This is a genomic window from Terrabacter sp. Soil810 (assembly GCF_001429645.1).
Lineage (GTDB): Bacteria > Actinomycetota > Actinomycetes > Actinomycetales > Dermatophilaceae > Terrabacter.
Window position 1 is genome coordinate 302,827 of sequence record NZ_LMSW01000012.1, and the last position, 20,192, is coordinate 323,018.

A 20,192-nucleotide genomic window follows, 5' to 3' on the forward strand; every position below is an offset into this window, starting at 1 on the left:
GCGCGACGAGCTCATTCACATCCCGACACGGCCGACGGACCGGGCTGCACCTCGTGATGGACAACGAGGCCGCCCACAAAAGGCGAGGTCCGTGACCGGCTCGCGGCGAACCCGCGCATCCACATCCACTCCACCCGCGCCGCAGCGGCACGGCTGAACCTTGTCGAGCCCTGGTTCGGGATCATCGAACGCCAGGCCATCCACTGCGGGTCCTGATGCGAGCATCGTCCAGATCGAGCTCCCGCACACCAGTGACGTCATCGGTCAGCAGTTCCGCGCGTCGCCCAACACCTGGGCCATGCGGGCTGGGTTCGTGACGCCGAAGAGCAGGGGAACGGTGAAGCTCCGCTCTGCCAACCGCGGATCGTCCCGTCATCGGCATGCAGTTCCTCAGCGACGAAGCCCTTCGTCGCCGATCATGCCTCGGATCGTCTCTGTCCCGACCATGCCGGCCTGCGTGCTCATCGGCCTTCGGCTGGCCGAGCTCCTCGCCTCCTAATGTCATCGTGACCATCGATCGGACATCCTCTGACCGATGACAGCTGACCGCCAACGGTCAGGAAATGTCACGAACGGCTTGAGTGCGAGTGACGTCCAGTTGGTCAGCAACGTCACCAGATTCGTCAGGTGACGTTGGCTGAGCGGCAAGAGACGCCGGCCCGGCCCCTCTGCGGAGAGGCCGGGCCGGTGTCGTCGCATCGGAGGAATCGGAAACGGCGATGTCGGCAGTTGACGGGGTCGTCAGAGCCGCTGCTTGCGGAGCCGGAGGGCGTTGCTGATGACGCTGACGGAGGACAGGGCCATGGCGGCTGCCGCGATCATCGGGGAGAGCAGGATCCCGAAGGTCGGGTAGAGCACTCCGGCGGCGAGGGGGATGCCGGCGGCGTTGTAGATGAAGGCGAACACGAGGTTCTGGCGGATGTTCGACATCGTGGCCTTGGACAGCGCCCGGGAGCGGACGATGCCGGTGAGGTCGCCCTTGAGAAGGGTCACGCCTGCGCTCTCGATGGCGACGTCGGTGCCGGTGCTCATGGCGATGCCGACATCGGCGGCGGTCAGGGCAGGTGCGTCATTGACGCCGTCACCGGCCATGGCGACGACGCGCCCTTCGGCGCGCAGGGCCTTGACGACGTCGCTCTTGTGGTCGGGAAGGACCTCCGCCTCGACGCGGTCTATGCCGAGGCTGCGGGCGACGGCGTCCGCGGTGACCTGGTTGTCGCCGGTGAGCATGACGACGTCGATGCCGTCCGCGCGCAGCGCCTGCAGAGCGGCGGCGGTGGTGTCCTTGACCGGGTCGGCGATGGCGAGGACACCGGCGGCGCGACTGTCGAGCGCGACGTAGACGACGCTTGCTCCGTCGGCTCGTAACCGGTCGGCCTCGGCGTCCAGGCCGGCGGTGTCGACGTCGTGCTCGGCCAGGAAGCCCTGGCTGCCCACGAGAACCCGTCGACCGTCGGCCCTACCGGTGACGCCCTTGCCGACGGGCGCGTCGAAGTCTGCGACGTCAGGAACGTTGAGTCCGGCCTCGGTGGCGGCCCGGACGACTGCCAGCCCGAGAGGGTGCTCGCTGGCGCGTTCGACGCCCGCGGCGAACCGCAGGACCTCCTTCTCGTCCACGCCGTCGGCGGCCGTGACGTGGGTGACAGAGGGGCGGCCCTGCGTCAGGGTGCCGGTCTTGTCGACGACGAGGGTGTCGACCTTCTCCATCCGCTCCAGTGCCTCGGCGTTCTTGATGAGGACGCCGAGGGAGGCGCCGCGCCCGACCCCGACCATGATCGAGACCGGCGTGGCGAGCCCCAGAGCGCAGGGGCAGGCGATGATCAGGACGCTGACCGCGACCACGAGGGCGTGTGCCAGTTGCGGGTCGGGTCCGACGGTGGCCCAGACGGTGAACGCCACCAGGGCGGCGACGATCACGACGGGCACGAACACGGCCGAGACCTTGTCGGCGAGCCGCTGGATGGGGGCGCGGGAGCGTTGCGCGTCGGCGACCATCTGCACGATGCGGGCGAGCATCGTGTCCCGGCCGACCTTGTCGGCGCGCATGACGATCGACCCGGTCTGGTTCACGGTGCCGCCGATGACGGAGTCGCCCGCCTGCTTGGTGACGGGCATCGACTCGCCGGTCACCATGGACTCGTCGAGGGTCGAGCGACCGTCCTGGACGGCCCCGTCGACGGGGACGGACTCGCCGGGCCGGACGCGCAGGAAGTCGCCGACCTGGACCTGGTCGAGGGTGACGTCGGCTTCGGTGCCGTCCGGGCTGATGCGGTGTGCGGTCTTGGGGGTGAGGTCGAGGAGGGCGCGGATGGCGCCGGACGTGCTCTCTCGGGCGCGCAGCTCGAGGACCTGCCCGAGCAGGACGAGCGTGGTGATGACGGCGGCGGCCTCGAAGTAGACGTCGACCGTCCCGTCCATCCGGAAGGCCTCCGGGAAGACCTGCGGCACGACGGTGGCGACGACACTGAACAACCAGGCGACCCCGGTGCCCATCGCGATGAGGGTGAACATGTTGAGCTTCATCGTCCGGACGGAGGTCCATCCGCGCTCGAAGAACGGCCACCCGGCCCACAGCACGACCGGGGTCGCCAGGACGAGCTGCCCCCAGGTGGCCACGGAGGCGGGGATGGCGTCGTGCAGGGCGGGGACGAGGTCGCGACCCATGGACAGGACGAGCACGGGGATGGTGAGGGCGACCGCGACCTTGAACCGGCGGGTCATGTCGGCCAGCTCGGGGTTGGGGCCGCTGTCCGCGGTCACGGTGACCGGCTCGAGGGCCATGCCGCAGATGGGGCAGGTGCCGGGACCGGGCCGCCGGATCTCGGGGTGCATCGGGCACGTCCACTCCGCGACGTCCCCTGCGGCCACCGCTGCGCCAGAGGCGTGCTCATGGTGTGGATCGCCAGTGTGCGCGTTCCCTGCGTGGTCGTGACCTGCGTGGTCGTGAACGGTGCCCGCAGGTCCTTCCGGGCTGTTCCGGTACGCGTCCGGCTGCGTCTCGAACGTCGCGCGGCAGCCGGCGGAGCAGAAGTAGTAGTCGTGGCCGTCTCGCTTGAGGTGGTGCTCGCTGGTGGCGGGGTCGACGTCCATGCCACAGACGGGGTCCTGCACCAACGAGCCCGTCGGGGAGATCGAGTGTTCGCTGTGCGTGTCCATGCCTTCAGCATACCCCCATGGGGTATGTGCGCAAGGGGACCGGTGAGCTGCCACGCGCCCGTGGGTCGCGTCCCTGCCTGGACCGCCGGGGTATCGCGGTTGCGACACGAGCCAGACATGGGGAGTCTGCGACGGTCGAGTCTCCTACCGGGCGCGGAGGCCATGACGCCCCTGCCGGGCGTGGCGTCTCCGTAGTGACCTACCCGGGTGGGCTGTGGGTAGAGGATGGGCTCGTCGGGCAAACGATGCTCTGCGCGAGAGGACTGTCATGGCCATCCCGAGTCCTGGGTACTCGATCACCGTCCGGGTCGAGGTGCCGGCCGCCGCCAACGCGACCTCGGCCCTCACCACCGCCGTCTCGTCCACCGGGGGAGCACTCACGGCGCTCGACGTCGCAGAGAGCCGCACCGACCGGCTCGTCGTCGACGTCACGTGCGACACCAAGGACGAGGCCCACGGGCACCTCATCACCGAGGCGATCTCCGCGATCCCGGGCGCGGTCGTGCGCAAGGTCAGCGACCAGACGTTCCTGCTCCACCTCGGCGGCAAGATCGAGGTGAACCCCAAGGTGCCGCTCAAGCACCGCGACGACCTCTCGCGCGCCTACACGCCGGGTGTCGCCCGCATCTGCCAGGCCATCGTCGAGCATCCCGAGGACGCTCGCCGCCTGACGATCAAGCGCAACACCGTCGCTGTCGTGACCGACGGGTCGGCGGTGCTGGGCCTGGGCAACATCGGCCCGCTCGCAGCCCTTCCCGTCATGGAGGGCAAGGCCGCGCTCTTCAAGCAGTTCGGGGGAGTCGACGCCTGGCCGGTCTGCCTCGACACCCAGGACCCCGACGCGATCGTCGAGATCGTGCGCGCCATCGCCCCCGTCTATGGCGGCATCAACCTCGAGGACATCTCTGCTCCAAGGTGTTTCGAGATCGAGGCACGCCTTCGTGGCCTGCTCGACATCCCCGTCTTCCACGACGACCAGCACGGCACGGCGATCGTCGTCCTCGCGGCGCTCAAGAACGCCCTGAGGGTCGTCAACAAGTCCATCGACGACGTGCACATCGTCGTCTCCGGTGTGGGCGCGGCGGGCCACGCGATCATCCGCCTACTGCTCTCCCAGGGCGCCCGTGACATCGTCGCGTGCGGCCGCACGGGTGCAGTCCACAACGGCAACGAGGGCATGGAGCCCTTCCGCCAGTGGATCGCCGACCACACGAACACCGGTCACCAGAGCGGCACCCTCAAGGAGGTCCTCGTCGGTGCGGACGTCTTCATCGGAGTGTCGGCTCCGGACCTGCTGACGGGTGACGACATCGCGACCATGGCTCCCGACGCCATCGTCTTCGCCCTCGCCAACCCCGTGCCCGAGGTCGACCCGATCGCCGCGAGCGAGCACGCCGCCGTCGTCGCCACGGGCCGCTCGGACCACCCGAACCAGATCAACAACGTCCTCGTCTTCCCCGGCTTCTTCCGGGGACTCCTCGATGCGGGCGTCTCCGACATCACCGACGCGATGATGGTCGCCGCTGCCAGCGCCATCGCCGACTCGGTCGAGCCGGGCGAACTCAACGCGAGCTTCATCATCCCCAGCGTCTTCGACGCGAGCGTCGCGCCGGCCGTCGCTGCGGCCGTACGCGCTGCCGCCGGCCCCGCGGCCGAAGCCAGTTCCGCGTCGGGCGAGTCGACGGCGGGGTCCTAGAACGCCTGTGTCCTTGACGGACGCGCCTCCGAAGGGCCCGTCAGGTGAGGACTCGGAGACTTCGGAGAACGCCGTCGCGCCTGGGCTGTCGCACGACGACGAGGTCGGGACTCCGGTGCAGTCAGGCGGCGCGGCGGCGCTGCGAGCCGCTGCGGACGACGGAGCCCTCGGCGATGACGTCGTCGCTGTCGACGCGGACGCCGTCCCAGACGTGGGCGTTCGCGCCGACCTTGGCACGTGCGCCGATGCGCGCGTCGCGTCCGATGACGGCACCTGCCGCGACGTGCGCGGTCGTGCCGATGCTGGCGCCGGCGTGGACGACGGCGCCGCGGTCGATCCAGGCGCCCGTCGCGATGCGGGCTCCAGCGCCGACTGCCGCGCCGCGGTCGACGTAGGCGTTCTCGGCGACGTAGGCCGCCGGGTCGACGTGGGCGTGCGACTCGACGAAACCGCCACCGTTGTCGTGACGGGCGTAGCGCAGCACGGTTCCGTTGTCCTCTTCGAACTCCTCGTACTTCCTTCGCCTCACGGTGCACCCCCTCCGGGTCGGGCGTGGACACTTTGTCCACGCGTTCCTCATGGGCTTCAACGTTCACGTGAACGTGAAGATTCCGCTCCAACCGGCTGACCGGTCGTCGGTGACTGAGCAACGTTCGTACCCGCCGCGACAGTTCCGCGTGCACTCGTCGTGGACCGTCTCACCAGTCGACCGGGCGCCTCTGGCGGAGTCAGCGGGGCGGCATACGGTGGACGGATGAACTTCCGATACCTCGGCAACAGCGGACTCAAGATCTCCGAGATCACCTACGGCAACTGGCTGACCCACGGGTCGCAGGTCGAGAACGACGTCGCCACCCAGTGCGTCCAGGCCGCACTCGACGCCGGCATCAGCACCTTCGACACGGCCGACGTCTACGCCAACACCAAGGCCGAGAGCGTCCTCGGCGACGCCCTCAAGGGAGAGCGGCGCGAGAGCCTCGAGATCTTCACGAAGGTCTACTGGCCCACGGGCCCCGGCGGCAAGAACGACACCGGCCTCTCCCGCAAGCACATCCTGGAGTCGATCAACGGCTCGCTCGAGCGGCTCCAGACCGACTACGTCGACCTCTACCAGGCCCATCGCTACGACACCGAGACGCCGCTCGAGGAGACGATGCAGGCCTTCGCCGACGTCGTCCGTCAGGGCAAGGCGCTCTACATCGGCGTCAGCGAGTGGACCGCCGACCAGATCCGCGAGGGCGTCGCGCTCTCCAAGGAGCTCGGCTTCCAGCTCATCTCGAGCCAGCCGCAGTACTCGATGCTGTGGCGCGTCATCGAGGGCGAGGTCGTCCCGACGTGCGAGGAGCTCGGCGTGAGCCAGATCGTGTGGAGCCCCATCGCGCAGGGCGTGCTCACGGGCAAGTACCAGCCCGGCCAGCAGCCGCCCGAGGGCTCGCGTGCCGCTGACGAGAAGGGCGGCGCCGACATGATCAAGCGCTTCATGAACGACGACGTGCTGACCCGCGTGCAGAACCTCAAGCCGATCGCCGACGAGGCCGGCCTGACGATGGCGCAGCTCGCCGTGGCCTGGGTGCTCCAGAACCCGAACGTTGCCACTGCGCTCGTCGGCGCCTCGCGCCCGGAGCAGGTCGCCGAGAACGTCAAGGCGGCTGGCGTGACGCTCGAGCCCGAGCTCATGACGAAGATCGACGACGTCCTCGGCGACATCGTCGAGAGGGACCCGGGCAAGACCAAGGAGACGGCACCGCAGCAGCGCGTCGCCTGACACACGCGCCCTAAGGGGGCACGACCACCGAGGGCGTATGCCGGCCCGCCGTGTTCCGTGGGACGCGCCGGGCGGCATACGCCCTCGGTGGCACCCGGGCCGTTACCGTCGCGGAATGGTCAGGGTGGTGGGGGAGACGCCGCGCTTCGCGCACGAGTCTGAGCGGTTGGTCTGGGAGAGGCTGTGTCGGACCGCGGGTGACGACACGGTCCTGATCCCGAACGTGCGGCTCACCTCGGCACTGAAGGACCACGAGCTCGACGTCGTGGTCATCATGCCTCGGGTCGGCATCGTCGTCGTCGAGGTCAAGGGTGGCAGCGTCTCGGTCGACGAGCAGGGGCAGTGGTGGTCTGGTGGTGGCACCCGACGCAGCCGAGTACGGCCGGTCGACCAGTGCCGTGACGGCAAGTACGTCCTGCGCACGTTCGTCGAGGACGACCCCCGATGGAAGGGCAGGCACAGCCGGGTGCGCTGGGGGCACGCCATCGTGGTGCCCTTCACGGATGTCGCCGACGACTTCGCAACCCCCGACTGCCCTCGCTGGATGATCAGCGGACGTGGTGACCTCGCCGACCTCGCCGGGCGGCTGCACGACGTCTGCGAGCTGCAGGAGAACTCCCAACGCGTGCCCAACGCGGACGACGTCGAGCTCATCCTCGAGATCCTCACGGGACGCAGCTTCCCGGTTCACGACATCACGGGCGATGCCGACGAGCGCGAGGCTGCCGCTGACCGGCTCACCCAGGAGCAGGCCACCCTGCTGTCGGTGACGAGACTGATCAGGCGCATGGAGATCCGGGGCGGGGCCGGCAGCGGCAAGACGATCCTCGCCCTGACCCAGGCCAAGGACCTGACCCGCGGTCAGGGAGATCGCAAGGCGCAGCGCGTGGCGCTCGTCTGCTACTCGATCGGGCTCTCGCAGTACTTCAAGCGGCAGCTAGCCGGGGTGTCGCGGCACCACCGGCCGGCCTTTGTCGGGTCGTTCGAGGACCTCGCGAACGAGTGGGGCATTGACACGGCCTCGCACGACCGCAACGACGCCGCCTTCTGGGAGCGAGACCTCGCCGCCCGGATGACCGAGATCGCCGCGGCACTACCGGAGGGCAAGAAGTTCGACGCCGTGATCGTCGACGAGGCCCAGGACTTCGCCGACCACTGGTGGTACCCCCTCATGAAGGCGCTGCGCGACGAGGACGAGGGCGGTCTCTACGTCTACTCCGACGAGAACCAGCGGATCTTTGCGCGCTTCGGCCAGCCCCCGGTGCCGCTCGTCCCGCTCGTGCTCGACCACAACCTGCGCAACACCCAGCAGATCGCGCGCGCCTTCGGCCCGCTCGCGCCGATGCGGATGCACCTCCGTGGCGGCGCCGGCGCCGACGTCCGCTTCGTACCCTGCAGCCGGGACGAGGCGATCGGCAGCGCCGACGACCAGGTCGACCTGCTTCTCGAGGAGGGATGGCAGCCGCAGCACGTCGCTCTCCTGACGATGGGGTCGCGGCACCCGGCACAGGTCGAGCGTCAGGAGGCGGACGGTCACGTCGGCTACTGGCGGTCCTTCTGGGACAACGACGACGTCTTCTACGGTCACGTGCTGGGCTGCAAAGGGCTCGAGCGTCGCGCGGTCGTCCTCTGCGTCAACGCGAAGAACACCGACCGCGCCCGCGAGATGCTCTACGTCGGCATGTCGCGCGCCACCGATGAGCTCGTCGTCGTCGGGGACCCCGACTTCATCCGCGAGATCGCCGGCGACCAGGTCGCCCACCGCCTCGGGATCACCTGACCCCTGCGAGGTGGGCAGCGAGCTGGGGACAACTCTGACGCGATGCCGTGCGTCCGGATGACGATGGCGGGCATGACCTTCGAAGACCTGCCCCCTCGGGCCAGTGAGATCCCCCTGACCAACCGCCGCGTCGCGGCGGACGTCATCGACGTGATCATCGGCGACACCGACCGCGTCACCGGATGCGTCGCCCTGGTGATCTGTGACGCCGAGGATCGTGGCATCCAGCCGATCCTGCTTCACGACGTGCCCCCGGATGCCGACGCGAGCGGGTTGGGCCAGCTGCTCAGCATGCTGTTGCCGCTCGTCGCCGACAACGACGGCTCGGTCCTCATCGGTCGCGGCCGACCGCGTGGCACCCTGCCGGACGACGTCGACCGGGCCTGGCACCAGCTGGCGATCGACCGCTGTGCGACCCATGACGTCGATCTCCTCGGCTTCTACCTCGCGACGGGTGACGGAGTCTTCCGGCTTCCGGAGCCGCTCTCGGCCGCGTCCTGATCGGGCCGTCGCGCAATGCCGATCAGCACGGCGCGCTGAGCCGCACGCTCAGAAGGGCGGCGGTTCGGGATCGATCGAGTCCCGCGCGGCGAGCGGCTTCGTGGATGGCCGTGACGGAGGCGCGTTGCGCACGCCATCGAGCCAGTCCTTCGGATGCGTGTCGTAGAGGCGGCCGGCCTTGGTGCGCCAGCGAACCCGATCACCCTCACGGCGCACGGGCCAGTGCCCGTGGGTGTGGAGGTTGTGGTGTGGCCGGTGCTTGCTGGTGAGGTTGGTGACCTCGGTCGGACCGTGCGGCCACGGCGTGTCGTGGTCGAGGTCGCACCGGGCTGCCGGCACGGTGCATCCCGGAGCACGACACGTCCCGTCGACGGCCTCGACGTGGGCTCGCATCGCAGGAGTCGGCTGGTAGGCGCGCGTCTCGAGGTGCAGGGCGGCGCCGGTGTCGGCATCGACAGCCAGGCGTCGCCAGGCGGAGCCGTCGTTGAGCATGATCTGGCGGGCGTGCTCGGCCGTCACCCAGCCGCGGCCCGGGACCTCGCACGGGGCGTCGGTGAGACCGACCGCCGTCGTGAACGGCACCACGATGGTCACAACCGCTGCCGGCCGTCGACCGAGTCGGGTGAACCACTCACTGCCCGAACGGCATACGTCATCAACCGGCGCAGCCACGTCGGACGCCGAGCGCCCGATGTCGGTGCTCTCGGGCCAGCCGAACATCAGGGTGTCGGTGATGACGTCGGCGCGCAGCGAGTCGAGGTCGCGCGGGTCACCCTGCGCCCGGGCGGCGCGGGCCACGGCATCCGCGCGCTCCATGGCAGCGACGATCTTGTCCGCGTCGTTGACGACGGTGAGCACCCCGAGACCGTCGCGGTCGATGCGGGCGTGGGCACCACGCCGCCGCCGGGCCGCGCGCCGGCGCTCAGCGGCCTCGCGGTCGGCGGCCAGGCAGGCGCGCGTGAGTCGCTGGCGGAAGAGCGTGGGGGACGGTGGAGCATCGTCCTTGGACCGGAGCGCCGCCTCGACGATCCCCGGCCCGCACTCGGGCGGCAAGGCGGCGAGCTCGCTCTGGATCGTGCACGCGCGGTAGAGCGTGACCGCGCCCCTCTGCAGGCGACGGCGCAGGTCGGCCGCGCCCGGCGTGCCCGCGGTGGCCAGGTCGAGCCGAGCCCGCACCTCCTGGGTGCCGAGCCCCGTCGCCGTGGAGACCTCCATCGCCGTCAGCTCGTCGGCGTCGACCCAGCCGGGAGGTCGCGGTCGTCCGAGATCGGCGAAGCGCGCCAGCTCACTCGACTCGATGGTCGAGCGCAGCCGAGCCAGCGACTCCAGGCCGATGGCGTCGAGCACTGACTTGCAGCGCTCGACCGACTCGACCACCCTGAGCTCCGCGTCGGCCAGCGCCTCGAGGTCCGACCTCGCCTCGTCGGGCTGCGCCGGTGACAGGTCGTCCCCAACGGCCTCGAGCAGCTCGCTGACGAGCGCCGGCACGACATGGGCCAGCAGCGACTCGGCGACCTGCTTGCGCAGGGTCCTCTCGAGGAGCGACAGGTCTCGCTGCCGGAGCGGCATTCGACTCGATGCTCGCGACCGATAGAGGCCGGCCAGGTGGTCGAGGTCGACGACGGCATCAGCCTCGGGGGCGCGGTCAGGCCACGAGTGTGACCTCACTGCCAGTGCCCCGTCCATACTCCAGTAGAACAGGTGTTCGACTAAGTGTCAAGCCCCGAAACGCGGATTTCCTTTGTGCCACAGTGTAATTGCCTCATGCCGAGACCTGCAGGAGTCGGCTCGAGACGTCCTCACGCCACGGACCCGTCGGTCGGTCCGGGCCGCCCCTTGCGCTTCCGCGTCCCGGCGCAGGAGGGTGCGGGGATGGACGTCGACCTCGACCAGCTCTTCGCGCGCGCAGCCGCCGAGGGCGCCCGTCACCGCTCCTCCGTCGCCGACCGGCCGGTACAGCCCACGGCCGATCGTGCCGCCCTGGCGGCGGCCTTCGGCGGTCCGCTCCCGGTGCACCCCACGGACGCGGATCAGGTCGTCGACGATCTGGTCGCAGCCGCCGGCCCCGGAATCGTCGGCACCGTCGGTCCCCGCTTCTTCGGCTTCGTCATCGGCGGTGCGTCACCAGCGGCGACTGCCGCGGACCTGCTCGCCGCCGGCTGGGACCAGTGCGCCTACAACGAGGTCCTCTCGCCGGCCGCCGCAGCCGCCGAACGATCGGCCGGCGGCTGGGCCAAGCAGCTGTTGGGGCTTCCCGCGACCGCCTCGGTCGGGTTCGTCACCGGCGCGCAGGCGGCGAACACCGTCGGCCTCGCGATCGGGCGGCAGCGCGTGCTGGCTGACGTGGGTTGGGACGTCGCGCGCGACGGTCTCTTCGGGGCGCCGCACGTCGCCATCGTCGCGAGCGAGGAACGCCACGCCACGATCGACCGGGCGGCGCGCCTGCTCGGTTTCGGCACGCGCAGCATCGAGCCCGTCGCGGCGACCACGGAGGGCGCCATCGACGTCGACCGGCTTCACACCACCCTCGACGCGCTCGGGGACCGGCCCGTGATCGTCTGTCTCCAGGCGGGCAACGTCAACACCGGGGCGTGCGACGACCTCAGGACAGCGACGGCCGCCGCGCACGAGCACCGCGCATGGGTCCACGTCGACGGTGCCTTCGGGCTCTGGGCGGCGGCGAGCCCCCGGACCGCCCACCTCGTCGACGGTGTCGAGCTCGCCGACTCGTGGGGGACGGACGCCCACAAGTGGCTCAACGTCCCCTATGACTGCGGCCTCGCGTTCTGCGCCGACGCGACACTGCACGCTGCCACGATGTCGTACTCCGCGGCATACCTCACGGGGTCAGGAGTGGAATCCGACTATGTGCTTGGCGACCTGACTCCCGAATCGTCCCGGCGTGCACGGGGATTCGTGGTGTGGGCAGCGCTCCGCGAACTCGGCAGCCAGGGCGTCGCCGACCTCGTCGACCGCTCGTGCGCCCTGGCCCGGCGCATGGCCGAGCGCCTCGCCTCAGGCGGGGCGACGATCCACAACGACGTCGTCCTCAACCAGGTCCTCGTGAGCATCGGCGACCCGAGCAGCACCGACGCCATCGTCGACACCGTCCAGCGCGAGGGCACGTGCTGGGTCGGGGGCACGACGTGGCACGGACAGCGCCTCCTCCGCATCTCGGTGTCCAACGCGACGACCACCGAGCGCGACATCGACCTCTCCGCCGACGCGATCCTCCGAGCTGCCGCGTCGTCGTGAGCCGGGACTGCTGCGGTGCCCATGCGGTCTGCGCGGTCGGTGGACCTGTCTGCGCTGTCACAACTCGCTGCCGACGCGCCCCCGAAGCGGGACGATGGGAGTGGCCGGAGCATGCGGCCCCGACCGCCGTAGAAGGGGAGAGCGATGAGCGCCGCAGTCAGCTCGACGAACGAGTCGACGCACGAGTCGACCGACGAGACCATGGACCCCGGCATCGTCGTCGGCTACGACGGGTCTCCGGGCTCGCGACTGGCCCTCGACTGGGCCATCGAGACCGCCAAGCGTGACGACCGCCAGCTGACGCTGCTGCACTGCGTCGGCCTGACGATGACGCCGACCTTCCGCGCGTACGACCCCGGGGTCCAGGCCCACGCCTACGAGGAGATGTCCCGGGGTGTCCTCGCGGAGGCCGTCGACATCGCCGCAAAGACCTTGGACCGCAAGGACGTCCACCCCCTGAGCGTCATCGGCGGCGCGGCTGCCGAGCTCGTCGGCATCTCGTCCCAGGCCGATCTCGTCGTCACGGGGTCTCGGGGTCATGGCGCGGTCTCAGGGGGTCTGCTGGGCTCGACGTCGTATGCCGTCACCGCCCACGCGCACTGCCCCGCGGTCGTCGTGCGCGGTACCTCGGTGATCCACGCGGGCCCGTCCCACCCGGTCGTGGTCGCCTTCGACGACTCGAAGAACTCCCAGAAGGCGCTCGAGACCGCCGTCCAGATCGCCACGGCCGCGGAGGCGCCGCTCCACGTCGTGGCGGTCGACAACGTGGGTGGCCTCGAGGCCTGGCCCGAGACCGACACGATCCTCGGGCGCGAGGAGATGATCGACCAGATGCACCTCCACGTCGGCCAGGCGCTGCGTGACGTCGCCGAGGACGCACGGCGCGCCCACCCGGGGCTCGACGTCCAGACGAGCGTCCTCGGCGGCGGTGCCGGTGCGGCGATCGCCGCCTACGCCGTGGACGTCAGGGCCGGGCTCGTCGTCATGGGGTCCCGCGGTCACGGCGGCTTCACCGGGATGCTCCTCGGCTCGGTCAGCCACCGGGTCGTCCACGACTCGCCCTGTCCCGTCATGGTGATCCACTGACGCGACCGTTGACTCGACTCCACTGGTGGTCAAGGGAACTCACCTCTTCGGTCCCGGGTCGACCGGTGGCCAGATCGTGGTGGGCTACAACGGGTCACCCGCTGCCCAGCGGGCGCTCGTGTGGGCTGCGGCCATCTCGTCCGCCCTCGAGGACACCCTGAAGATCGTGCACGCCGTCGAGCTCGACCTCGTGCCGAGCCGACGGGGCTACGCCCTGCGTCCCCTGAGCCCGCCGCTCGAGATGGTGGCGGAGACGCTCGTCGGGGGCCCGTCGACGTGGCCCGGCCGCCCACTCGCCCGGTCCCGAGTGCGTGCCGTGCACGCCTTCGGCGGGCCGGCAGCAGGGCTGGTGGACGCGTCGATGTCAGCCGAGCTGGTGGTCCTCGGCACGCGCGGTCGCGGGCGGGCGCGCAGCGCGCTCATCGGCTCCGTCTCCTACGCCGTCGTCGCGCGCACGCGTACTGCCCCGTGGTCGTCCTGCACGACGTCGGCCGTCCGGCGCGCGGCGCGCATGACGACCTGCGCATTCCCGGGACGGATCGAGAGGTCGTCTGCGCGCTGCGCCATGGCGATGGCGAGGCGCATGCCGCTCGTGCAGGACGGATCGTGTCGGCCGCAGCGCGGATCGCGGACGCCTGCGCGGCCCCGCTGCGCCTCGTCACCGTCGGGGGTGGCGGCGTCAGCGACGTCGCTGCGCAGAGGCTTCCGTATGCCGTCGCGTCCCTCGCGTCCCGTCACCCCGGGCTCGTGGTCACTGTCGACAGGCTCGACGGCGATCCGGTTTCGACCCTCGCGGAGACCTCCAGCCGCTCGGGCCTGCTCGTCGTCGGCGCCCCACACAGAAGCGGCGTCACGGCCGTGCTGGCCGGAGACCCGTCGTACCGGCTCATCCACGACGCGACCTGCCCCGTCATGCTCGTGCCCTGACGTTCGGCAGTGCTCTGCTGGTCAGGTCAGGTGCTCCGCCGAGCGGCAAGGGCCTTGGCGAGCTCCTCGGCCAAGCGCGTCACCCTCTTCTCGGCCTCAGCCTCGACCGACCGGGCCTTGTCGTCGCTCGCCCCGTCGGGATAGCTGAACCGAAGCCAGATGATGAACGGCTGCGGCGCCCGGGCGCCGGTCTTCCAGCCGGGCAGTGTGGTGTTCTGGGGCAGCCATGCGGAGACCTCACCGGGCTGCTGGTCCGTTCGGGGCCCCGCCGTGCCGGATGCAGCGAAGCGCACCTCGACCATCCGGCCCATCTCAACCGTGATGTCCGCACTGTCCGACGAAGAACGAGGTTTGGACAACCACCACGTGCAGACGTCGTCACTGGCTGTGGGCTTCTCGATGGCGGCCTTGGCGCCGGTCAGCTTTCGGATGGTGGGGCCGGCCAGCGACAGGCAGGGCTTGGAAGGTCCTGGTGGCGGTGCAGTCCCGACCGACGCCGAGGGCGAGGCCCCTTTCCGAGCGTCAAGCAGAGCGGGTATGACGTGTGGACCGATCTGGCTGAAGGCCCACAGGGCCGCCACGGCGATGAGACCGGAGACCACCGAGCCCCGACGGCGTCCAGTGCGGCGGCGCGCGGGTCGGCGCGGCGGTCCAGAGCTCGAGGACGTCGCGACTGGCGACGCGGTGCGGGCAGGCGGCGTCCGTTCGGCGCCGAGGACGTCGACGACCGTGAGCACGTCACGATCCGCGCCGGGAGACGTGTCGGCCGACGCCGGCGGATAGGTGTGAGCGACCCGTCGGGACAGGAGCTCCACGCCCTGACCGTCGGGCGCCGGGGGTTGATCCAGCAGCCAGCTGACGAGGTCGTCGGCGGGGATGATCTCGACCCCACGCACGCGCTGTCGCGGGAAGGATGCGGAGCGTCCACCCGCCAGGGCGATGACCGGGACGACAGGCAGACCGAGCGTCTTCTCCATCTCACCGGCGAAGCGCGCCACGTTGTCGAGCTCTCGTCCCTTGGGCGAGCTGCTGCTGGTGTGTTGCCAGAGGTTCCCGTCGTGGACGCTGGTGCCACCGGCCCAGTTCTTCGTGTCGACGAGGTAGACGCCCGATGGACCGATGACGACGTGGTCGAGGTTCGTGAGCGTGCGCCCTGGGCGCAGGAGTCTGTCGTGGTGGACGTGCCACCCGACCGGGAGGAGTCCCAGCACGCCGGCCACGCGCCTCTCGCCATCGGCGCCGGCAGCCCAGGCGCCGGCCTCGGCCTCCAGTGCGTCCGCCCGGGCACGCGCCTGCGCGGCCTCTGCCCTGAGTTTCTCGGCTCGTGACTGCGCCGACCCGCCTGCTGCCATACCGAGCCCCCTGTGCCCCTGTCGCCGGAGACTCTAGGCACGGGTCGGCCCGTCCCGGGTCCGAATCGGTGCAACTCGCAGAGGATTCGGGTCCCCGGGACCGGGCCACGCGGCATACGACCGCGTGAGGGCGAGCGCGAGAGGCGGCGTGTTCAGCCCGAGGGCGGGCGCTGAAAGCCGGGCCGGCCGGCAGTCCCGGCGGCGCGTTCGACCGAGCGACCCAACCGGCCGGCGGTCACGCCGAGGGCACTGGGGCCGCGGCCGCCGAGCGCCGGTGGCACGACGACGACGGGGCACCTCGAGGCGCGCACCAGCCGACTTCCGAGCCAGCGGGCGCCGACCTCGGTGGAGTGGCCGGCGTCGATGACGACGAGGTCGGCGTGGCGGCCCTCCTCCGCGAGCACGGCCCGCCGCTTGCCCGCGACGACCCGCGTCTCGACAAGGTGGTCGCGGCCGAGGACGTGGGCGACGTCCCCGGCCAGGCGCGACTGCTCCGCAGCCAGGGCGCTGTCGTCCGAGACGACCGACGGCACCCGGCCGCCGGTCGCCGTCTCGGGTGCGTGCGGGCGCCAGGCCCGCACCGCCACGACGCGGCCACCGCGCACCGCGGCCTGCTCGACCGCCCACCGAAGGGCCCCGGGGGAGCCGCTCGTCGGGCTCACCCCGACGACGATGGTGTGCTCGCGCCCAAGATCAGCGAGGTTCATGCCCTCGCCCCTGACTCCTCGGAGACCTTGCTCAGCGGGTCGGCGACGTCCTCGAGCGACTTCTGCTCCGCGTCGATCCCGATCGCGAGGGCCACGGCTCCGCCGATGATCATGATCACCCCGCCGGCGACGTAGCCCCAGGTGAGCGGGCCGCGGTCCGTGCCTTCGCCGATGAGCGCGCCGTAGAGCACGGGTGCGACGGCGCCGGCGCACTGGGCGACGACGAAGAAGTAGCTGATCGCCTGGCCGCGCACCTCGAGCGGGAAGATCTCGCTCACGGTGAGGTAGGCCGCCGACGCCCCGGCCGACGCGAAGAAGAACGAGACGCACCAGAAGATCGTGTGCGTCGTCGCCGTGAGGATCTCGGCGTGGAAGGCCCAGGCCGACACGAGCAGGACGAGACCAGCGATCGTGTAGGTGCTGAAGATCATCTTGCGACGCCCGATGGTGTCGAAGAGGTGACCCAGCAGCAGCGGGCCGAGCAGGTTGCCCGCCGCGAAGGGCAGGAAGAAGAGCGAGGTGTCGGCCTTGCTGATGCCGTAGAAGTTCGTCAGGACCAACGCATACGTGAAGAAGATCGCGTTGTAGAGGAAGGACTGCGTCACCATCATGGTCAGGCCGAGCACCGTGCGGCGACCGTAGCGCCGGACGAACACGTCCCACAGCACCTTGGGGCCCATGGACTCCTCGGGCTTGACGAGGATCGCCTTGCTGTCGTCGACCTCGGGGATCTCGCCGCCCTCACGGCGCACCCGCTCCTCGATCTCGTCGACCGTGCGATCGGCCTCGTCGGCACGACCGTGCGTCAGCAGCCAGCGCGGGCTCTCCGGGATGTGTCGGCGCAGCCAGATGATCGACAGGCCGAGGATCGGACCGATGAAGAACGCGAGCCGCCAGCCGACGTTCTCGGCGACGTTGTCGGGGTTGAGCAGGTAGAGGTTCGCGAGCGCCCCGAAGAACGCGCCGAACCAGTACGTCCCGTTGATCGCGATGTCGACGCGACCACGGAACCGGGACGGGATCAGCTCGTCGATGGCCGAGTTGATCGCGGTGTACTCACCACCGATGCCCATGCCGGCGATGAACCGGCAGACCCACAGGAACCACATGTTCGGCGAGAGGCCGGCGAGGCCCGACCCGATCAGGTAGATGACCAGGGTCATGATGAACAGCCTGCGGCGCCCGAGCCGGTCGGTCAGACGACCGAACGTCAGCGCCCCGACGACCTGGCCGACGAGGTAGACGGTGCCCGTCAGGCCCACCTGTGCGGCCGACATGCCGAGCGTCTTCTGGAAGCCCGACTCGGACACGATCTGGATCTCGAGCCCGTCGAGGATCCACGAGACCCCGAGTCCGAGAACGACCGACCAGTGGAACTTCGTCCACGGAAGCCGGTCCATGCGGGCGGGCACCAGACTCCTGACGGCACCGTCCGTGCGTTGTGCGACAGCCTCGCTCATCCCATCTCCTTCGATCCGAATCGCTGTGAACCGTCGGGTCAGGGCGCGCGGCGCCGCGTCCTGACCGCCGGAGTCCGTACCCCCTGTGCGTGCCCGACGAACGTGCTTCGTGACGGTTTGCCCCCTGCCGCAGCCGCGTGCGTATGCCGTCGGGTGGTCGCGGGCGGTCCGGCTGGGTACGTGGCCGGTGCGGGGCACGGCGAGCCCTGCCTCGACAGCGCAGGAGGACGACATGCCGGCCAGGAAGCGAACGAGTGGCGCCACGGACCTGCCCTCGACCCTCGAGCGGTCGCCCCGGAAGGCGCAGGAGACGTGGCTCGCCACGCACGCTGCCGCGGTCGAGCAGTACGGCGAGGGAGAGCGCGCGCACCGCACCGCGTTCGCGTCGCTCAAGCACTCCTTCGAGAAGGTGGGCGACCACTGGGAGGAGAAGGCCGAGAAGGGGCCGAGCGACCGCCAGGCCGAACGCCGGGGCGCCGACGCCAGAGCCCACCTGGATGACGGGGACTCGGCGGGAGGCGTCGACGCCAACGCCTCGAAGCAGCACCTCTACGACATCGCCCGGCGGCTCCGGGTGCCGGGCCGGTCCCGCATGAGCAAGGCCGAGCTCGTCGAGGCGATCCAGCGTGCCAACGACCGCGCCACGGCTGCTGCCCGGGGGCGGGACTGACGGACGAGTCCTCCACCCGCAAGGCAGAATTCGCTCGCCGGCGCCCGTAAGGCCCGAATCGGTCCCAGCATCCTCCGAGCGGACTGTCAGGATGCGGCGAAGGCCGTTGCCGAGGACTCGGCGGGCCCTAGCGTGGACAACTGGGCCGCCACAGGAGTCGGTCCGGAGCGGCGGGACGCACACGCCGCCGCCGCGGAGGAGAGAGCCATGTCCGTTTCACGAAGGGGTGGATCTCGGGGGACTGCAGTACTCGGGGCGGTCGCGGTCGTCGCGGCCGCAGCACTCGCAACCGGGGTGGCGTCGGCCGACGCCTCCACGACGGGCGCCAGCTCGACCTATCTGGTCGTGTACAAGGAGAAGACCTCCACGAGCGGCGCCGGGAGCGCCGTCGCCGCAGCGGGCGGTCAGGTCGTCGCGACCTACGCCCCCATCAGCGTCGTCGTCGCGCGGTCGGCCAGTCCCGACTTCGCCGCGAAGATGCGCAAGGTCAAGGGCGTCGAGGGCGCCGTGGCCACGACGAGGTTTGCCAGCGCGATCGACGGCGGAGCGGTCTCGGCCGACACCGCGGACACGTCGACGACGACGCAGACCGGGACGAACGGCAATGGTGTCGCCGGCCTGAACGATTCTCTGTCGGGCCTCCAGTGGGACATGACCCAGATCAAGGTCGGCGAGGCCCACGCGATCAGCACCGGTGACCCCTCGGTCCTCGTGGGGGACATCGACACCGGCCTCGACTACACGCACCCCGACCTCGCGCCGAACGTCGACTCGGGGGCCAGCGCGAACTGTGTCAGCGGACTGGCGGTCCCGGGCGCGGCAGCCGCGGCCGACGACAACGGCCACGGCACCCACACCGCCGGCACCATCGCGGCGGCCGCCAACGGCCTCGGCATCGTTGGCGTGGCGCCGAGCGTCAAGATCGCGGGTATCAAGGCCGGAAACGCCGACGGGTACTTCTTCCCCGAGGCCGTCGTCTGCGCCTTCATGTGGGCCGGGTCCCACGGTGTGGACGTCACGAACAACAGTTACTTCGCCGACCCGTGGCTCTTCAACTGCCGCAACGATGCAGATCAGCGCGCCATCTGGACCGCCGAACGTCGCGCGATCAAGTACGCCCAGAACAACGGCGTGCTCGTCGTCGCGGCCGAGGGCAACCAGGCCGACGACCTGTCGCACCCGACCCAGGATGCGACGAGCCCCGACGACACGACCCCGGTGCTCCGGGACATCAGCAATGCGTGTGCCGTCGTCCCGACCGAGGTGCCGGGCGTCGTCGGCGTCAGCGCCACGGGCAACAAGCAGATGAAGTCGTTCTACTCGTCCTACGGCATCTCGGCGGTCGACGTCGCGGCACCGGGCGGCGACTCCATCCTGCAGACGACGGCGGCCGCCCCCAACGGGCGCGTCCTGTCGACGTGGCCGGCGTCGCTCCTCACCACGACGTGCCTAGCGGCACGCCGCGTCGTCGACGCGAGCGGGGCGACCTACTGCTACCAGCAGGGCACGTCGATGGCGTCGCCGCACGCAGCAGGCGTGGCAGCGCTCATCGCCAGCGTCACCGGCAAGTCCGGCGGCGCCCTGTCTGCCGCGCTCCAGAATGCCGTCAACCCGATGCCGTGCCCGACGGACGTCTCGATGTACGCCTTCTTCCCGGCGCTCGACAACGGTGCGCCGCAGACCTGCGAGGGCACGCTGGCGCAGAACAGCTGGTTCGGGGCAGGTGAGATCGACGCGCTGAAGGCCGTCGGCTGACCCGCCACGTATGCCGTTCGGCCGGGTCGCGCGACCCGGCCGAACGGCATACGCCCTCCCTGGGCTGGTGCCTGTCTGTGTG

Annotated in this window: 16 protein-coding genes and 1 pseudogene; 10 read left to right on the forward strand and 7 right to left on the reverse strand. The window is 70.5% G+C overall.

Going from position 1 to position 20,192, the window contains the following annotated elements; genetic code table 11:
* Nucleotides 1-741 precede the first annotated feature (741 nt).
* On the reverse strand, nt 742-3,156 hold the full coding sequence (locus ASG96_RS16255) for a heavy metal translocating P-type ATPase (protein WP_082591828.1): 2,415 nt from the start codon (nt 3,154-3,156) through the stop codon (nt 742-744).
* A 268-nt stretch (nt 3,157-3,424) separates the two neighbouring features.
* On the opposite strand from ASG96_RS16255, the gene ASG96_RS16260 reads away from it, so the two are divergent.
* A complete protein-coding gene (locus ASG96_RS16260) occupies nt 3,425-4,852 on the forward strand; it encodes an NAD-dependent malic enzyme (protein WP_057588595.1) in 1,428 nt (475 codons plus the stop codon).
* A 121-nt stretch (nt 4,853-4,973) separates the two neighbouring features.
* Here the strand turns inward: ASG96_RS16260 and ASG96_RS16265 are convergent, their stop codons facing one another.
* The gene (locus ASG96_RS16265) at nt 4,974-5,381 is read right to left on the reverse strand and encodes a DapH/DapD/GlmU-related protein (protein ID WP_057588596.1); all 408 of its coding nucleotides are present in this window, start codon (nt 5,379-5,381) and stop codon (nt 4,974-4,976) included.
* A gap of 225 nt (nt 5,382-5,606) precedes the next feature.
* Between ASG96_RS16265 and ASG96_RS16270 the strand changes: the two genes are divergently transcribed.
* The 3 genes from ASG96_RS16270 (at nt 5,607) to ASG96_RS16280 (ending at nt 8,898) form a co-directional block, all read left to right on the forward strand.
* Entirely contained in the window at nt 5,607-6,617 is a 1,011-nt protein-coding gene (locus ASG96_RS16270; protein ID WP_057588597.1) for an aldo/keto reductase family protein, read from the forward strand.
* Nucleotides 6,618-6,732: 115 nt separating this feature from the next.
* The gene (locus ASG96_RS16275) at nt 6,733-8,397 is read left to right on the forward strand and encodes a nuclease-related domain-containing DEAD/DEAH box helicase (RefSeq protein WP_057588598.1); all 1,665 of its coding nucleotides are present in this window, start codon (nt 6,733-6,735) and stop codon (nt 8,395-8,397) included.
* 72 nt (nt 8,398-8,469) lie between these two features.
* Nucleotides 8,470-8,898 carry a hypothetical protein gene (locus tag ASG96_RS16280; RefSeq protein WP_157610927.1) on the forward strand — a complete coding sequence of 143 codons (429 nt, stop codon included), beginning with the start codon at nt 8,470-8,472 and terminating at the stop codon, nt 8,896-8,898.
* A gap of 48 nt (nt 8,899-8,946) precedes the next feature.
* On the opposite strand, the gene ASG96_RS16285 is transcribed toward ASG96_RS16280, so the two are convergent.
* On the reverse strand, nt 8,947-10,467 hold the full coding sequence (locus tag ASG96_RS16285; RefSeq protein ID WP_057588599.1) for an HNH endonuclease signature motif containing protein: 1,521 nt from the start codon (nt 10,465-10,467) through the stop codon (nt 8,947-8,949).
* Nucleotides 10,468-10,770: 303 nt separating this feature from the next.
* Here ASG96_RS16285 and ASG96_RS16290 point away from each other — a divergent pair, with 303 nt between their 5' ends.
* The 3 genes and pseudogenes from ASG96_RS16290 to ASG96_RS24700 all read left to right on the forward strand — a co-directional run.
* Nucleotides 10,771-12,153: an aminotransferase class V-fold PLP-dependent enzyme gene (locus ASG96_RS16290; protein WP_057588600.1), complete on the forward strand. Its 1,383-nt coding sequence runs from the start codon at nt 10,771-10,773 to the stop codon at nt 12,151-12,153.
* Between the two features lie 144 nt (nt 12,154-12,297).
* Complete coding sequence (locus ASG96_RS16295; RefSeq protein ID WP_057588601.1) at nt 12,298-13,239, forward strand: universal stress protein; 942 nt, start codon at nt 12,298-12,300, stop codon at nt 13,237-13,239.
* A gap of 118 nt (nt 13,240-13,357) precedes the next feature.
* A pseudogene (locus ASG96_RS24700) lies at nt 13,358-13,636 on the forward strand (hypothetical protein); the annotation flags it as partial.
* Nucleotides 13,637-13,674: 38 nt separating this feature from the next.
* Here the strand turns inward: ASG96_RS24700 and ASG96_RS23635 are convergent.
* Nucleotides 13,675-13,824, reverse strand: coding sequence for a hypothetical protein (locus tag ASG96_RS23635; protein WP_162262046.1), 150 nt, complete (start codon nt 13,822-13,824; stop codon nt 13,675-13,677).
* 21 nt (nt 13,825-13,845) lie between these two features.
* On the opposite strand from ASG96_RS23635, the gene ASG96_RS16300 reads away from it, so the two are divergent.
* Entirely contained in the window at nt 13,846-14,166 is a 321-nt protein-coding gene (locus ASG96_RS16300) for a universal stress protein (RefSeq protein ID WP_057588602.1), read from the forward strand.
* Between the two features lie 26 nt (nt 14,167-14,192).
* Here ASG96_RS16300 and ASG96_RS16305 read toward each other — a convergent pair whose 3' ends face one another.
* From ASG96_RS16305 to ASG96_RS16315, 3 genes are all read right to left on the reverse strand, one after another.
* A complete protein-coding gene (locus tag ASG96_RS16305; RefSeq protein WP_082591831.1) occupies nt 14,193-15,518 on the reverse strand; it encodes a nuclease-related domain-containing protein in 1,326 nt (441 codons plus the stop codon).
* 152 nt (nt 15,519-15,670) lie between these two features.
* Nucleotides 15,671-16,225, reverse strand: a complete 555-nt coding sequence (locus tag ASG96_RS16310; protein WP_057588604.1) for a universal stress protein — start codon at nt 16,223-16,225, stop codon at nt 15,671-15,673.
* Nucleotides 16,222-17,685, reverse strand: coding sequence for an MFS transporter (locus tag ASG96_RS16315; protein ID WP_057588605.1), 1,464 nt, complete (start codon nt 17,683-17,685; stop codon nt 16,222-16,224). The genes ASG96_RS16310 and ASG96_RS16315 overlap by 4 nt, the downstream gene beginning before the upstream one ends.
* 232 nt (nt 17,686-17,917) lie before the next feature.
* On the opposite strand from ASG96_RS16315, the gene ASG96_RS16320 reads away from it, so the two are divergent.
* Both ASG96_RS16320 and ASG96_RS16325 read left to right on the forward strand, forming a co-directional pair.
* On the forward strand, nt 17,918-18,355 hold the full coding sequence (locus ASG96_RS16320) for a ChaB family protein (RefSeq protein ID WP_057588606.1): 438 nt from the start codon (nt 17,918-17,920) through the stop codon (nt 18,353-18,355).
* A gap of 207 nt (nt 18,356-18,562) precedes the next feature.
* Nucleotides 18,563-20,110 carry a S8 family serine peptidase gene (locus tag ASG96_RS16325; protein WP_157610929.1) on the forward strand — a complete coding sequence of 516 codons (1,548 nt, stop codon included), beginning with the start codon at nt 18,563-18,565 and terminating at the stop codon, nt 20,108-20,110.
* Nucleotides 20,111-20,192 lie beyond the last annotated feature (82 nt).

Bases quoted from the DNA above. Each gene is read 5' to 3' on its own strand.
- ASG96_RS16270 (WP_057588597.1), top strand. From the start codon at position 5,607: ATGAACTTCCGATACCTCGGCAACAGCGGACTCAAGATCTCCGAGATC.
- ASG96_RS16280 (WP_157610927.1), top strand. From the start codon at position 8,470: ATGACCTTCGAAGACCTGCCCCCTCGGGCCAGTGAGATCCCCCTGACC.
- ASG96_RS16290 (WP_057588600.1), top strand. From the start codon at position 10,771: ATGGACGTCGACCTCGACCAGCTCTTCGCGCGCGCAGCCGCCGAGGGC.
- ASG96_RS16275 (WP_057588598.1), top strand. From the start codon at position 6,733: ATGGTCAGGGTGGTGGGGGAGACGCCGCGCTTCGCGCACGAGTCTGAG.
- ASG96_RS16320 (WP_057588606.1), top strand. From the start codon at position 17,918: ATGCCGGCCAGGAAGCGAACGAGTGGCGCCACGGACCTGCCCTCGACC.
- ASG96_RS16305 (WP_082591831.1), bottom strand. From the start codon at position 15,518: ATGGCAGCAGGCGGGTCGGCGCAGTCACGAGCCGAGAAACTCAGGGCA.
- ASG96_RS16315 (WP_057588605.1), bottom strand. From the start codon at position 17,685: ATGAGCGAGGCTGTCGCACAACGCACGGACGGTGCCGTCAGGAGTCTG.
- ASG96_RS16310 (WP_057588604.1), bottom strand. From the start codon at position 16,225: ATGAACCTCGCTGATCTTGGGCGCGAGCACACCATCGTCGTCGGGGTG.
- ASG96_RS16260 (WP_057588595.1), top strand. From the start codon at position 3,425: ATGGCCATCCCGAGTCCTGGGTACTCGATCACCGTCCGGGTCGAGGTG.
- ASG96_RS16255 (WP_082591828.1), bottom strand. From the start codon at position 3,156: ATGGACACGCACAGCGAACACTCGATCTCCCCGACGGGCTCGTTGGTG.
- ASG96_RS16295 (WP_057588601.1), top strand. From the start codon at position 12,298: ATGAGCGCCGCAGTCAGCTCGACGAACGAGTCGACGCACGAGTCGACC.
- ASG96_RS16325 (WP_157610929.1), top strand. From the start codon at position 18,563: ATGTCCGTTTCACGAAGGGGTGGATCTCGGGGGACTGCAGTACTCGGG.
- ASG96_RS16285 (WP_057588599.1), bottom strand. From the start codon at position 10,467: ATGCCGCTCCGGCAGCGAGACCTGTCGCTCCTCGAGAGGACCCTGCGC.
- ASG96_RS23635 (WP_162262046.1), bottom strand. From the start codon at position 13,824: ATGCGCCTCGCCATCGCCATGGCGCAGCGCGCAGACGACCTCTCGATC.